Annotated in this window: 15 protein-coding genes and 1 tRNA gene; 14 read left to right on the forward strand and 2 right to left on the reverse strand. The window is 66.0% G+C overall.

Going from position 1 to position 12,616, the window contains the following annotated elements; all coding sequences use genetic code 11:
- Positions 1 to 35: 35 nt before the first annotated feature.
- The 4 genes from ACG2LG_RS16215 (at position 36) to ACG2LG_RS16230 (ending at position 3,486) form a co-directional block, all read left to right on the forward strand.
- Positions 36 to 1,298: a Glu/Leu/Phe/Val dehydrogenase gene (locus tag ACG2LG_RS16215; protein ID WP_396260710.1), complete on the forward strand. Its 1,263-nt coding sequence runs from the start codon at positions 36 to 38 to the stop codon at positions 1,296 to 1,298.
- Positions 1,299 to 1,510: 212 nt separating this feature from the next.
- Complete coding sequence (locus ACG2LG_RS16220; protein WP_396260712.1) at positions 1,511 to 2,482, forward strand: MDR family NADPH-dependent oxidoreductase; 972 nt, start codon at positions 1,511 to 1,513, stop codon at positions 2,480 to 2,482.
- A 4-nt stretch (positions 2,483 to 2,486) separates the two neighbouring features.
- Complete coding sequence (locus tag ACG2LG_RS16225) at positions 2,487 to 2,729, forward strand: hypothetical protein (RefSeq protein ID WP_396260714.1); 243 nt, start codon at positions 2,487 to 2,489, stop codon at positions 2,727 to 2,729.
- Between the two features lie 43 nt (positions 2,730 to 2,772).
- Complete coding sequence (locus tag ACG2LG_RS16230; protein WP_396260715.1) at positions 2,773 to 3,486, forward strand: hypothetical protein; 714 nt, start codon at positions 2,773 to 2,775, stop codon at positions 3,484 to 3,486.
- A 9-nt stretch (positions 3,487 to 3,495) separates the two neighbouring features.
- Here the strand turns inward: ACG2LG_RS16230 and ACG2LG_RS16235 are convergent, their stop codons facing one another.
- Positions 3,496 to 4,011 carry a PH domain-containing protein gene (locus ACG2LG_RS16235; RefSeq protein WP_396260717.1) on the reverse strand — a complete coding sequence of 172 codons (516 nt, stop codon included), beginning with the start codon at positions 4,009 to 4,011 and terminating at the stop codon, positions 3,496 to 3,498.
- A gap of 90 nt (positions 4,012 to 4,101) precedes the next feature.
- Between ACG2LG_RS16235 and ACG2LG_RS16240 the strand changes: the two genes are divergently transcribed.
- Entirely contained in the window at positions 4,102 to 4,644 is a 543-nt protein-coding gene (locus ACG2LG_RS16240) for a shikimate kinase (RefSeq protein WP_396260719.1), read from the forward strand.
- A gap of 72 nt (positions 4,645 to 4,716) precedes the next feature.
- Positions 4,717 to 5,763: a tRNA epoxyqueuosine(34) reductase QueG gene (gene queG, locus ACG2LG_RS16245; RefSeq protein ID WP_396260720.1), complete on the forward strand. Its 1,047-nt coding sequence runs from the start codon at positions 4,717 to 4,719 to the stop codon at positions 5,761 to 5,763.
- A 30-nt stretch (positions 5,764 to 5,793) separates the two neighbouring features.
- Here queG and ACG2LG_RS16250 read toward each other — a convergent pair whose 3' ends face one another.
- Positions 5,794 to 6,669 carry a LysR substrate-binding domain-containing protein gene (locus ACG2LG_RS16250; RefSeq protein WP_396260721.1) on the reverse strand — a complete coding sequence of 292 codons (876 nt, stop codon included), beginning with the start codon at positions 6,667 to 6,669 and terminating at the stop codon, positions 5,794 to 5,796.
- An 83-nt stretch (positions 6,670 to 6,752) separates the two neighbouring features.
- Here ACG2LG_RS16250 and ACG2LG_RS16255 point away from each other — a divergent pair, with 83 nt between their 5' ends.
- The 8 genes from ACG2LG_RS16255 (at position 6,753) to ACG2LG_RS16290 (ending at position 12,223) form a co-directional block, all read left to right on the forward strand.
- Positions 6,753 to 7,601 carry a sterol desaturase family protein gene (locus ACG2LG_RS16255; protein ID WP_396260723.1) on the forward strand — a complete coding sequence of 283 codons (849 nt, stop codon included), beginning with the start codon at positions 6,753 to 6,755 and terminating at the stop codon, positions 7,599 to 7,601.
- A gap of 2 nt (positions 7,602 to 7,603) precedes the next feature.
- Positions 7,604 to 8,056: a hypothetical protein gene (locus tag ACG2LG_RS16260; protein WP_396260724.1), complete on the forward strand. Its 453-nt coding sequence runs from the start codon at positions 7,604 to 7,606 to the stop codon at positions 8,054 to 8,056.
- The gene (locus ACG2LG_RS16265; RefSeq protein WP_396260726.1) at positions 8,053 to 9,234 is read left to right on the forward strand and encodes a DCC1-like thiol-disulfide oxidoreductase family protein; all 1,182 of its coding nucleotides are present in this window, start codon (positions 8,053 to 8,055) and stop codon (positions 9,232 to 9,234) included. The genes ACG2LG_RS16260 and ACG2LG_RS16265 overlap by 4 nt, the downstream gene beginning before the upstream one ends.
- A 1-nt stretch (position 9,235) precedes the next feature.
- The gene (locus tag ACG2LG_RS16270) at positions 9,236 to 9,649 is read left to right on the forward strand and encodes a hypothetical protein (protein WP_396260728.1); all 414 of its coding nucleotides are present in this window, start codon (positions 9,236 to 9,238) and stop codon (positions 9,647 to 9,649) included.
- 72 nt (positions 9,650 to 9,721) lie between these two features.
- On the forward strand, positions 9,722 to 10,765 hold the full coding sequence (locus ACG2LG_RS16275; protein ID WP_396260729.1) for a permease: 1,044 nt from the start codon (positions 9,722 to 9,724) through the stop codon (positions 10,763 to 10,765).
- Positions 10,762 to 11,583: a DUF1980 domain-containing protein gene (locus tag ACG2LG_RS16280; protein ID WP_396260731.1), complete on the forward strand. Its 822-nt coding sequence runs from the start codon at positions 10,762 to 10,764 to the stop codon at positions 11,581 to 11,583. The genes ACG2LG_RS16275 and ACG2LG_RS16280 overlap by 4 nt, the downstream gene beginning before the upstream one ends.
- A gap of 282 nt (positions 11,584 to 11,865) precedes the next feature.
- Positions 11,866 to 12,054, forward strand: coding sequence for a DUF4250 domain-containing protein (locus ACG2LG_RS16285; RefSeq protein WP_396260732.1), 189 nt, complete (start codon positions 11,866 to 11,868; stop codon positions 12,052 to 12,054).
- A gap of 92 nt (positions 12,055 to 12,146) precedes the next feature.
- Positions 12,147 to 12,223, forward strand: a tRNA-Pro gene (locus ACG2LG_RS16290).
- The last annotated feature ends 393 nt before the right edge of the window (positions 12,224 to 12,616 follow it).

The following is a 12,616-nucleotide window of genomic DNA, read 5'->3' on the forward strand; positions in this document are numbered from 1 at the left end:
TGGCGGCGCGGGCGGTCGGCGGCTATCCCTTGTCCATGCGAGCCGAACTCCTCAAGAACCCGGTATTCGCCATGGCGGCGGAGCAGTTTGATCAGGTCGCCGACTTTCTCGAGCTCGACGACGACATCCGGGAGCGCTGCAAGTGGCCGAAGCGCCTGATCACGGTCACGGTGCCCGTCCGCCACGACGACGGATCGACCCGGGTTTACTTCGGCCACCGGGTCCAGCACCACCTCAGCCGCGGGCCGGTGAAGGGCGGGCTGCGCTACCACCCCGATGTCGACCTGGGCGAGGTCGCGGCGCTGGCGATGTGGATGAACTGGAAGTGCGCGCTGATGGACCTGCCCTTCGGTGGCGGCAAGGGCGGCATCAACTGCGACCCTCGTACTTTGTCGGTCGGCGAGAAGGAGCGCATCACCCGCCGCTTCACCATGGAGATGATCCCCTTCATCGGTGAGGAAATCGACGTCATGGCACCGGACATGGGCACCGACGAGCAGACCATGGCGTGGTTCCTCGACACCTACTCGACCCATGCCGGCAAGATGGTGCCCGGCATCATCACCGGCAAGCCGATCAACCTCCAGGGCTCCGAGGGCCGCATCCGCGCGACCGGGCATGGGGTCGCCTTCCTCGCCTCGCGGGCGCTCAACAAGCTGGCCGTTCCGGTCCGGGACGCTTCCGCCGTCGTCCAGGGTTTCGGCAATGTCGGCCTTCACACCGCCCTCACGCTTTCCTCCTACGGCGTGGAAGTCCGGGGCATCTCGGACGTCACCGGCGCGGTCTGGAACGACAAGGGAATCGACGTGCAGGCGCTCTCGCGACACGCCGACACGACGGGTGGTGTCGTCGGCTTCGACGGAGCCGACGCGATCGATCCGGAGGAAATGCTCTGCCAGCCCTGCGACATTCTCGCGCCTGCCGCCTGCGGCATGGTGATCACCTGCGACAACGCCTCGAAACTGCGGTGCAAGGTGCTCGCCGAGGGCGCCAACGGCCCGACCACGCCCGAGGCCGACGCCATTCTCGCCGAGCGGGGCGACATTTTCATCATCCCCGACATCCTGGCCAATGCCGGGGGCGTGACGGTGTCCTATTTCGAGTGGGTTCAGAACCTCCAGCGCTATCGCTGGACCGAGCGGGAGGTCCTCACCCGTCTCGAAACCATGCTCGAGGCCGCCTTCACCCGTGTCCTCCAGTTCGCCGAGCGCCACGGCCTCGGCCAACGGGTCGCCGCCCAGGCCCTCGCCATCCAGACCGTCGCCGAGGTCAAGAGCCAGCGCGGGATGTTCCCGTGAACCCGGGTGGGTTGGATTGACAATATTACAGGAATACAGGAACCGGTAATGCTCGACACTTTGAGGAGGTTCTGTCGACCCGAGGATTGGCGGGTGCCAAGCCTGGCTTTGTGGATCGGCTCATCCATGCCGGGGCCCATGCGAAGGGAGCCCATCTGGCCACCTTCGAATCCGCGGGTCGACGACTGAAGGATACCGTGGTCATCTAGGTCATGAAGACACTGCAATTCTCCCGCTTCGGTTCACCTCGGCAGGAACTCTCCCTCGCGGAGGGTCCGGCTCCCGATTGCCCCGGGGGCTCGGTGCGTCTGCGGATGCTCGCCTCGCCGATCAATCCCGCCGACCTCAACCTCATCGAAGGCACTTACGGGGTGAAGCCCGAGCTGCCCGCCACCGGTGGGATCGAGGGCTGTGGCGAGGTGGTCGAAAGCAGGGCCGATGGCTTCGCTCCGGGCGACCGCTGCATCTTCCTCGCCGGCACCGGCTTGTGGGCGGAAGAGGTCGTGGTCGGGGCCGGCCAGCTCTTCAAGTTGCCGGAGGGCATCGATCCGGTGCAGGCCGCCATGCTCAAGGTGAATCCCGCGACCGCGTGGCAGATGCTCACCGGATTCGTCGCTCCGGAGGAAGGCGCGTGGGTCGTCCAGAATTCGGCGAACTCCGGGGTCGGTCGCGCGGTCATCCAGCTCGCCTCACCGCTGGGCCTGCGTACGATCAACCTGGTCCGTCGCGAGTCGCTCTTCGGGGAACTCACGGACCTCGGAGCCGACCATGTCCTGCTCGACGATGCCGATGCGGTCGATGCCGCCAAGGAACTCTGCGGTGACGCCCGCCCGGCCCTCGCCCTGAATGCCGTCGGAGGCGACAGCGCCCTGCGCCTCATGAACATCCTCGGCCCCGGGGGGGTGCACGTCACCTACGGTGCCATGGCGAGGAAGCCGCTGAAGGTTCCGAACGGCCTGCTCATCTTCCAGAACCTGCAGCTCCGTGGGTTCTGGCTGACGCGCTGGATGAAGGACGCGCCCGCGGACGAGGTCGTCGAGACCTATCAGCGTCTCGCCGCCGAGGTGGCGGCGGGCCGGTTGTCATTGCCGGTCGATTCGACCCACCCCTTGTCCGACTTTGCCCGGGCGCTGGCGCGCAACGAGGAGGCCGACCGCGAGGGCAAGGTGATCTTCACCCCTTGAGGCGATGGAATGCCGCACCACCCCGTGGCGGATCGGGCTGCTGCTGGCAGTGGTCCTGGCTTACGCCGGGGTCGGTGGTTTCGTCCCGCCGCCACGACCGGAACTCTTCGGCTGGTCGCTCCGGGTCGTCCTGCTCGGGGCGGGGGCCTTTGCCCTGACCATGATCCGGTTGCCGCAGGCGAGCTGGTTCGTCAAGCTGTGCGGCCTGGCCGCGGTGGTGATGGCCTTTGTCCTGCACGGACGCTGAGAGAGGCTTGCCTCGCGGCGGTCACGGCGGCATACCGGGTATCATGAACGACCCGAACCTGGTCCTGGGCCCCCTTTCCCGCGCCCGCTTCCTGCTCGTCTCGCTGTTGATCCTGATCGTTCTGAATGTCGGCAACGCCCTTTCGCTGGTGGCGCTCTACCGTCACCAGGCCGAGTTCGGGCTGGGGGTGGTGCCGCTGTTCGGCTTCGACCGGGAGGCGAACTTTCCGACCTTCTTCAATGGTGCCCTGCTGTTCGGCGCGGCGATTCTTGCCGTGGGCATTGGGCGGGCGCGGGGCGCGGCGAAGCTTTCCCACCCGCGCTCGTGGCTCGGCGTCGGGGCCATCCTCGGCTTCCTGGCGCTCGACGAACTCTGCAGCATTCACGATACCCTCGATATCCTGATCGACGGGCAGGTGGACCTGTCCGGGCCGGTCAACTGGCCCTGGGTCATCCCCTACGCGCTGCTGGCCGTCGGCGTGGGGGTCGTCTACCTCCGCTTTTTCTTCAGCCTGCCCCGCCCGACCCAGATCGGTTTCGGGCTGGCGGCCGTGCTCTACGTGTTCGGAGCGATCGGGATGGAAATGATCGCCGCCGCCCACGTCGAAAAGGTCGGCGGGGAAGACATGACCTACGGCCTGTTCTTCACCATCGAGGAGAACCTCGAGATCCTCGCCTGCATTCTCGCGGTCGACACCCTGATGGCCTTCGCCCGCGGGCATCATCGTGGGCTGACGATCGGCGTGCGGCTCCGCTGAGCCCCTTCCTCAACCCAGCAGGTCGTCGCCCTCGAGGTCGCCGCCTTCCTCGAAGTCGACCTCGCGCACCCGTTTGCGGTCGCGCCAGTACTCGACCTGCTTGCGCAGTTTCTCCCGCACCTCCATCGCATTGGCGATCGCCTCGATGGCGACCTTCGGGTGCGATCGATCGGAGGTGTCGAGCGTGAGGATCGCCAGCCCGAAGATCCGGAGCCAGAACGGGCGTTCCATGGTGGTGTCCTTGACCCGGTAGAGTTCGATCTCGTCGATCTTCTGGTTGAGCACGCCCTCGTAGAGGCGGAGCCGCTCGTTGGTCAGTTCGTAGACCCGGCAGCGGACGACGAGGAAGTTCCAGAGCATCCACAGCAGGGGCAGGGGCAGGGCGAACCAGAGCGGGGTGATGAACATGCCGCCAATGGCGACACCGATGGCCACGACCAGCGCGATGGCATGCTTCCCGACATTCAGCAGCTGCGACGGGCTGCCCTTCCAAAGCACTTCCTCACTCATACAGGTGCCATTCATCCACGAATCCCGACCAACTACCAGTGGAGAAACCAAGGGATCTTGGAACGGTGGCTTTCCGCCCGTCCCACGCCGGGGTAGTCTCTTCCCATGAGCAAGGACCTTCCCAAGAACATCGTCCTGGTCGGCTTCATGGGCTGCGGGAAGTCGACCATCGCCCGGAAGCTCGGCACCCTGCTGGGCTATCCGGTCGTGGACGTGGACGCCGAGATCGAAACCAAGGCCGGGATGCCCATCGCCCGGATCTTCGAAACCCGCGGCGAGGATTTCTTCCGCCATCTCGAGGCCGCCGTCCTCCAGGAAATCGGCGCCCGGCCGGGGCGCTTCATCATCGCCACCGGCGGCGGCGTGATCGGGCGCAGGCGCAACCGCCAGCTGGTCCGGCAGCTCGGCTACGTCGTCTGGCTGCAGGTCTCGCGCGACACCATCATCGAGCGCACCCGCCGCAGCCGCGACCGGCCCCTGCTCGAAACCGACGACCCCGTCGCCAGGATCGACGCCCTGCTCGCCGAGCGCGAGCCGCTCTACCGCGAGGTCGCCGACCTCGAGCTCGATACCACCGGGCTCGACGCCGGGGAAATCGCCTGCGGCATCCTCGAAAGCGCCCGCTACCACTTCACCAGTGGGATGTGAATGGGGAGAGCGGCTTTGCAAGCCGCTGGATCTGGCCAAGACAACCGCTGCATTCCCTCCAACAAGTCTCCCGTGCCCACGCCCGCCGAACGCATCAAGACCGCTGCCCGGGAAGCCGGCTTCGACGACTGCCGCATCGCCGCCGCAGGCCGGGCGACCCACGCCGATGCCTTCATGGAGTGGCTCGACGACGGCCGCCACGGCGAGATGAAGTGGATGGAAAAGACCCCGGAGCGCCGCTGCGATCCCCGCGAGGTGCTGCCCGGCTGCCGTTCGGTCGTCACCCTCGCGCTCAACTACTATCCCGGCCGTAGCCCGGACACCAGCTGGCGCATCGCCCGCTATGCCTGGAACGACGACTACCACGACCTGATTGAGAGGAAGCTCAGGCAGCTCGACCGCGTGATGACCGATCTCGGAGGCACCCAGCGCTACTACGTCGATCACGGCCCGGTGCTCGAGCGCGACTTCGCCACCGATGCCGGGCTCGGCTGGAGCGGCAAGTCGACCGTCCAGATCCACCGCCACCTCGGCACCTGGTTCTTCCTCGCCGAGCTGCTCACCACCCTCGACCTGCCGGCGGATCCACCCTTCGGCGACCACTGCGGCAAGTGCACCCGCTGCATCGATGCCTGCCCGACCGATGCCATCACCGCGCCGCACCGGCTCGACGCCCGCCGCTGCATTTCCTACCTCACCATCGAGAACCCCGGCCCCATCCCCGAGGAGTTCCGCGAGGCCATCGGCGACCGCCTCTACGGCTGCGACGAGTGCCTCGACGTCTGCCCGTGGAACCGCTTTGCGAAGGAATCGCGTGAGGCCCGCTTCCACGCCCGCGAGGAGGTCTTTTCAATGAAGGCCCGCGACTTCCTCGCCCTCACCGACGAGGAGTTCCGCGCTCTCTTCCGCAAGAGCCCGATCAAGCGCATCAAGCGCGCGCGCTTCCTGCGCAACGTCTGCGTGGTCCTCGGCAACACCGGCACCGCGGAGGATCTTCCCGCATTGGAGCGAGCGGCGCGGGATGTCGACCCGCTCGTGTCCGAGCACGCCGGGTGGGCGATTCGACAGATCGAGGCGCGGACTTCAGTCCGCCCGAGTGGTCCGGAAGAAGCGGATTGAAGTCCGCGCTCCAGCGCCGCACCACGCCGGCTATCGCTCCGCCTCGCGTTTCAGCTCGCGCAGCACCTGCCCTGCCAGCGGGCCGATCTTTCCGCGCCACAGCGCGGCGATCGCCAGACTCGGGAAACCTTTCGGCTGGTATGTTCGCACGCCCTCCGGGAATGCCACACCCGGCGCCTGCACCCCGACCCCCACACCGAAGCCGCTCGCGACGTAAGCCAGGATCAGGTCCAGCGCCCCGATCTCGATCCGCGCCGGCCAGTGCCAGCCGTGCCGCTCCATTTCTTTTGCGAAGAGCCGCGCGATGGCCTGGTCCGAAGGCGGACGAATCAAGGGGTGCTTTTCTAACAGAGTAGAAATGCCTCCGCGCGGCACCGGGCATCGGGGAGGCAGGAACAGGACCAAAGGCAGCTTCAACAGCACCTCGCAATGCGTGCCGGAGGGCGGTTTGCCGTCGAGCTCGGTGACCGCCAGATCGATTTCCTCCCTCTCGAGCAGTCGCATCGCGTTGGCTTGGTCGGTATGCTGGAGGGTCAGCTCCAGTTCGGGGCACGACGCACGTACCGACTCCAGCACACTCGGCAGGTGCTCGCGGATCACCGTGGCCGGTGCGGCGAGGCGCAGGTGCTTCGCGGCCGTGCCGGAGACCCGCTCCGCCACCGCCGCCAAACCGCCGAAGAAGGGGGCACAGAACTCGTAGAGCTCGCGCCCGGCGGGGGTCAGCTGAAACGGCCGCCGTTGGAACAGCCGCACTCCCAGGTCCTTTTCCAGTTGCGAAATTTGGCCGCTCACGGCCGGTTGCTGGATGCCGTAAGGCATCGCCCGCACCGCCGCGGAAATGCCACCAGACCGGGCGACGTGGTAGAACAACTCGAGATGATGCAGATTCGGCAGCGGCTGCGGCATGGATGTTGAGTATCGATTTTATTGATGTTGTTGCAAATTCATTCGACTCACGGGTCCGCCGGGATCGGTGGCAGCGTGCCCGCATGCTCTGGATCCTGATCGCCGTGGCGGCCCTGATGTTCGTGATCGAACGTCTGTGGCCCGGGCAGCAGCTGCCGACGGTGCGTTGGTGGTGGCTGCGGATCCTTTTGGTCAACGTGGCGCAGCTCGGCATCGTGATCGCCGCCGGCCTGACCTGGGACCGCTGGTTGTCGTCGGTCTCGCTGTTCCGCCTTAGCAACCATCTCGACCCGTGGCTGGCCGGAGCCGTCGCCTACTTCATTTCAACTTTAATCTACTACTTCTGGCACCGGCTGCGGCATGAATCGACCTTCTTCTGGCGGCTCTGTCACCAGATCCACCACTCGCCGCGCCGCATCGAGGTGCTGGCCAGTTTCTACAAGCACCCGGTCGAGATCCTGATCAACTCGGTGCTGTCGGCGGCGATCGTCTACACCCTGCTCGGGCTCACCGTGGAAGCGGCGGCGATCTACACCGCGTTCACCGCCGTGGCGGAGTATTTCTACCACTGGAACCTGCGCACCCCGCGCTGGGTGGGCTGGCTGATCCAGCGCCCGGAAAGCCACCGCGTGCACCACCAGTTCAAGCACCACAGCCAGAACTACGCCGACCTGCCGCTGTGGGACTGGCTCTTCGGCACGCTCAGGAACCCGAAGAAGTCGCCGCGCCGCTGCGGCTTCACGCCGAAGCGCGAGCAGCGCTTCGGCGAAATGCTCGCCTTCCGCGACGTCCACCGGCAGCCGCCGCTGCCGCTGACCTGCTTCGGCTGCCGCAAGCGCTGGGCGTGCTTCGCGAGTGGATCGGAGCGCGGACTTCAGTCCGCTGAACGGATACAGAAGAAGCGGACGGAAGTCCGCGCTCCATCATCCTGACCATGAAACTCCGCAACCTCCTCGCCCTCGTCGTCCTCTGCCTCGGAATGCTGCAGATGGCCGGCTACCTGTGCGGCTCGAAGGTCCTGCGCGGGATCGGCGTCGCCACCGGCATCGCGCCCTACCCCAAGGTCTTCTGCGAGGTCGACGGCTACGAGGCCTTTGCCGCAAGCTTCCGGCTCGAAGGCCGGCGGGCCGATGGCTCACCGTGGCACTGCGACATCGATCCGGAGCGCTACGCCCGCCTCGCCGGTCCCTACAACCGTCGCAACGTCCATGGCGCCGCTCTCGCTTTCGCGCCGCGGCTGCCCGCCGGGCTGCGCGATCACCTGCTGGCCGACGCCCTCCATCCTGACTCCGTTCTCCGACGCGAACTGGACATCCCCGCCGATGTGGCCGATGTCCGGGTGAGGATCACCGATCGCGACGGCGAAACCCAGTGGATCTACCCATGAAAGCGATGTCCCCCTGGCAGTTCACGCTCTTCCGGATCATCTTCGGAAGCTACCTTGCCGTGCACTTCCTGCACCTCGCCCCGTGGGCCGGCGAGTTGTTCGGCAAGGACGGCGTGCTGCCGGATCCATCGCTCAATCCGGCGCACGGCCTTTTCCCCAACCCGCTCGACCTGCCGCTGTCGGGCGGCGCGCTTACGGGAGTTCTCGTACTTCTGGCCGCCCTGTCGCTGTGCTTCGCCGCCGGGCGGTGGCGCAGGACCGCGGCCGTCGTCCTCTGGTTCGGGTGGACCGCCCTCTTCCACCGCAACAACCTGATCGCCAACCCGTCCGTGCCCTACGTCGGCCTGCTCCTCATCCTCACCCTGCTCGTCCCCGCGGGCGAACCGTGGAGCCGGGGGCCGCGGAATGCGGACTGGGCGATGCCGAAGTGGGTCTTCCGCGCCGCGTGGATCCTGATGGCCGCCGGCTACACCTTCTCGGGCATCACCAAGCTGCCGTCCGAGAGCTGGACCGACGGCTCGGCCATGCGATTTCTGTTAGACAACCCGCTGGCCCGTCCGGGCTGGATCCGCGAGGCGCTGCTGGCGCTCCCGGACGTCGTGCTGAAGCTCCTCACCTGGGCCACGCTGGCGGTCGAGCTGCTGTTCCTGCCGCTGGCCCTGTGGTCGCGCAGCCGGCCATGGATCTGGCTGACGCTGGTGCTGATGCATCTCGGGATCATCGCGGTCGTCGACTTCGCCGACCTCAGCCTCGGGATGCTGATGCTCCACCTCTTCACCTTCGATCCCGCCTGGCTCAAGCCGCTGCCTTCGGAGCCCATCCTCGTGCGCTTCGATGGCGACTGCCTGATGTGCTCGAGCACCATCCGTTTCGTCGCCGACGAGGACCGGGCGAAGCTGGTCCGCTTCAAGCCGCTCGAGGTCGAGGATGGCGAGGAACCCGACACCATGCTGGTGGATGCAGCGGGGCGCACGCTCGACCGTTCCGATGGCGTGCTGGCGATCCTTTCCGTCCTCGGCGGCCACTGGCGGGCGATGGCCATGGCGGGCCGGCTGATCCCCCGCCCTCTCCGCGACGCGCTCTACCGTTTCATCGCCCGCAACCGCTACCGCTGGTTCGGCAAGGGCAACGCCTGCGCCCTGCCGAGCGAGGCGCTCAGGGAGCGACTCCTCGACTGAAATGAAGCGCCGCGTTCTCAAGCTGATGGACGGGGTGATCCTGGCGGGCTGGGTGCTCTTTCTCACCGCCAACGCCTGCCCGGCCGTGGCGCTCGATCTCGGTGCGTGGAGCACCGGTGAGGTGAAGTTCCTTCCCGGGTACGTCTGCACGGGAGCTTTCTGGCCCTTCTGGCTGTCGAATGCCGTCCTTCTGCTTTCTCCCGGCCTCTTGTGGATACACTCCGGGCGAAGGTGGCACCGTGGGGTGCGGTGGACCGTCACGACGATCTGCTTCATCTCGTTCGTCGGCAGTTTCTTCTTGCTGCCCATGTTCCGCGCCGTCCATGTCGGCCACTGGCTGTGGACCGCGTCTTTTCTGATCGCTGGCGTCGGGGCGATGCCGTTGCGAGCAAGGCCCGCCTCCGGCGATGATTGATCGACAGGAATGTCGATGTTCCCCAAGACGCCTGCGCTTGCATCCCCCGCCCTGCCGTCCATTGTTCCGGCCGTGTCCGATTTCGCCCGACAGGATTTCGCCTTCGCGTTCCTGAGCATCCTTTTCGAGGGGGCGCCCTTCATCCTGCTCGGGACGCTGATCAGCGGGTTCATCGACATCTACCTGCCGGCCAACACCATGGACCGGATGCTGCCGAAGCGGACGCTGCCGGCCATTTTCATCGCCGGCCTGCTCGGCGGCATCCTGCCGGTCTGCGAATGTGCGGTGGTGCCGGTGATCCGGCGACTTGTGAAGAAGGGCCTGCCGGTGTCCTGCGCGCTCACCTACATGCTCGCCGCCCCGATCGTGAACCCGATCACCGCGCTCTCGACCTGGAAGGCCTTCAAGGGGCCGGATGTCGCGCTCGGGGAGGATCTTTTCGTCAGCGCCAGCACGGTCATGACCGCCTCGCGCCTGGGCCTCGGTTTCCTGGTTGCGGTCGGCGTCGGCATCATCGTGGCGCGACTGCCGCTGCGGAAGATCCTGCGCCAGAAGCTGCTGGATTCGCTGGATAAGGACGAGAGCCACGAGCACGAGCACGGTGAATGTTGCGGTCACGACCACCACGATCATGCGCACGAAGGCTGCTGCGGGCATGATCACGATCACTCCCATCACGAGGTCCCCGATTCGGGCGGACGCCTTGTCGCCGCGTTCCGTTCGGCGCTGCGCGACTTCGTCGATGTCGGCGTCTACTTCACCATCGGCGTGGCCATCACCGCGTTGTTCAACACCGGCATCGCGCCCGGGGCCGAGTGGCTCGACACCCTGGCGGAGAATCCGTGGCAGGCACCCGGGGCATTGATGGTGCTGGCCTTCGTGCTGAGCCTCTGCAGCACCTCGGATGCCTTCATCGCCGCCACGCTTCACAAGTTCTCGTGGGGGGCGAAGCTCGCCTTCCTCACCTACGGTCCGATGATGGACGTGAAGCTGATTTTCCTGTACCAGACCGTGCTCAAGCGCCGCTTCATTGTCATGCTCGCCATCGGCCTGTTCGTCGCCATCGGCCTCGCCGCCATCGGCTGGCAGGCCGGGATCAACGCCCTCAATCCATGAAGTTGAGAGTCCTCAGCCGCATCCTCCAGTCGCTCGCCGTGATCTGCTGGGGCGTGGTCCTGACGTATTTCTACGTCAGCGACCGCCTGGTGAAATACCTGGCACCCGATTTCCGGCTGATTGCCTTTGCCGGCGGGCTGGCGCTGGTCGTGATCGGTTTGTTCACCCTGCTCACCGCCGGGCAGCATGCCAGCTGCGGCCATGACCACGGGCCGGGCGACGAGCATGATCACGAGGCGCTCGACATTCACCCGATTGCGGCCTTTCTCATCCTCATCGCCCCACTCTTCTGCGGGGTGGCCTGGACCAAGGACCAATATTCGATCGAGGCGCTCACCCGCAAGGGTCTCGACGATACCGCCGCGGATGCCGGGTCGCTGTTCCTTTCCTCGGTCCTGCCGCCGCTGACCAAGGAGCTGATCGAGAAGCAACACCCGCCCGACGAGAACGGTTACCGGCCGTTTCCCGTGATGGAGTTGTTCTTCACCAGCGCCGATCCCGAAATGCGCGCGCTGGTCGAGGGGATGCCGGTGGTGACCGAGGGCCGCATGGTTGCCTCGCCCGACGGTGAACCGGGAAGCTACAAGGTTTACCGGCTTTTCATCACCTGCTGCGCCGCCGACAGCCGTCCGATCCCGATCACCGCCCAGTTCGAGCCCGACGCCCTGCCGCAGGTCGAAAAGAACGCGTGGATGAAGCTTTCCGGCACCATCACCTTTCCCGACAAGGGCCGGGGCCCGCAGCCGGTCCTCGAGGTGGACTTCGCCGTCGAGGGCCAGGCGCCGCTTGAAGAGAGCTACATGCGGGGCGGATTCTGAGACCGGGAGGGGTCACGGATTCCGGCGTGATACGCTCGGAAACCCAAGGTTTCTCAAGAGATCCAAAGGAAATGTGACGAAAAAGTGTCACAATTGAGGAGTTGAGGTGACGGTTCCGTCACATTAGTTTCTTCCCGAAATGAAACTCACCAACTCCTACGACGCCCTGCTGGTCTTCTTCGTGGCGGTGATCTGTGTCGCGGCGCTGGCCGGGATGCTCATGGTGGTTCTCAGCTGATCGTCCGCTTGATTCTGGTCCGCCCTGCCGCCACGTTCCGCGGGGTGAGGTTGACCGATTTCCACGGCATGGACCCGCACCTGCTGGTCGGGCTGGTGAACACCGAGCTTCGCAACCATGCCGAAAGCCTCGAGGATCTGGTCAAGACCCATGGGCTCGATGAGGGGGAACTGACCGGGTGCCTGGCGGCGGCGGGCTACGAATACCAGCCGGAGCAGAAGCAGTTCCGGTAGGGACCTTCCGCCGACCCTGACAAATCTCGAACCCCGAGCTTGCAAAGGGCCGGTTTGCTTGGTTCTCTGCCGCCCCGTTCAACGGAATGGAGCGGGCTGTGGCGCAGTCTGGTAGCGCACCTGCATGGGGTGCAGGGGGTCGTGGGTTCGAATCCCGCCAGCCCGACCATCAAATCCCGCCTCCGGCTTGCCGGGGGCGGGATTTGATGTTTCGCGCTGGCAAGTGAGCCCTTCCGAGGAGGGTTTGAATTCGGGAAGCCGTCGCTGACGGCGGCGATTTTTTTCCCGGCGCGGAGCGCCGCAAGCTGGAATGGCGTGAGGAGCGTCAGCGACGAGGGCAATCCCGCCAGCCCGACCATCTCCTCGAGAGGGGGAGCGCCGACATCTTGCCGGCATCGTTCGGCATCCTGCCAAACGAGTCTGAAGAGAGGTTCGGCAGGATGCCGAACCAAGCCGGCGGGACGCCGGCGCTCGTGCGCGTGCACATACATGAAACCAACCAGTGAGAGTCTGAGTCCTCCCGAGACGAGCAACGGGAGAGCAGCCGAAGGCAACTGCGTCG

It is taken from the genome of Haloferula sp. A504, from assembly GCF_044385805.1.
GTDB lineage: Bacteria > Verrucomicrobiota > Verrucomicrobiia > Verrucomicrobiales > Akkermansiaceae > Haloferula.

Excerpts from the sequence above, each read along its gene's own strand:
- ACG2LG_RS16250 (WP_396260721.1), bottom strand. The coding sequence starts at position 6,669 with ATGCCGCAGCCGCTGCCGAATCTGCATCATCTCGAGTTGTTCTACCAC.
- ACG2LG_RS16230 (WP_396260715.1), top strand. The coding sequence starts at position 2,773 with ATGAACGACCCGAACCTGGTCCTGGGCCCCCTTTCCCGCGCCCGCTTC.
- ACG2LG_RS16220 (WP_396260712.1), top strand. The coding sequence starts at position 1,511 with ATGAAGACACTGCAATTCTCCCGCTTCGGTTCACCTCGGCAGGAACTC.
- ACG2LG_RS16280 (WP_396260731.1), top strand. The coding sequence starts at position 10,762 with ATGAAGTTGAGAGTCCTCAGCCGCATCCTCCAGTCGCTCGCCGTGATC.
- ACG2LG_RS16240 (WP_396260719.1), top strand. The coding sequence starts at position 4,102 with ATGAGCAAGGACCTTCCCAAGAACATCGTCCTGGTCGGCTTCATGGGC.
- ACG2LG_RS16235 (WP_396260717.1), bottom strand. The coding sequence starts at position 4,011 with ATGAATGGCACCTGTATGAGTGAGGAAGTGCTTTGGAAGGGCAGCCCG.
- ACG2LG_RS16265 (WP_396260726.1), top strand. The coding sequence starts at position 8,053 with ATGAAAGCGATGTCCCCCTGGCAGTTCACGCTCTTCCGGATCATCTTC.
- ACG2LG_RS16215 (WP_396260710.1), top strand. The coding sequence starts at position 36 with ATGCGAGCCGAACTCCTCAAGAACCCGGTATTCGCCATGGCGGCGGAG.
- ACG2LG_RS16270 (WP_396260728.1), top strand. The coding sequence starts at position 9,236 with ATGAAGCGCCGCGTTCTCAAGCTGATGGACGGGGTGATCCTGGCGGGC.
- ACG2LG_RS16225 (WP_396260714.1), top strand. The coding sequence starts at position 2,487 with ATGGAATGCCGCACCACCCCGTGGCGGATCGGGCTGCTGCTGGCAGTG.
- ACG2LG_RS16260 (WP_396260724.1), top strand. The coding sequence starts at position 7,604 with ATGAAACTCCGCAACCTCCTCGCCCTCGTCGTCCTCTGCCTCGGAATG.
- ACG2LG_RS16255 (WP_396260723.1), top strand. The coding sequence starts at position 6,753 with ATGCTCTGGATCCTGATCGCCGTGGCGGCCCTGATGTTCGTGATCGAA.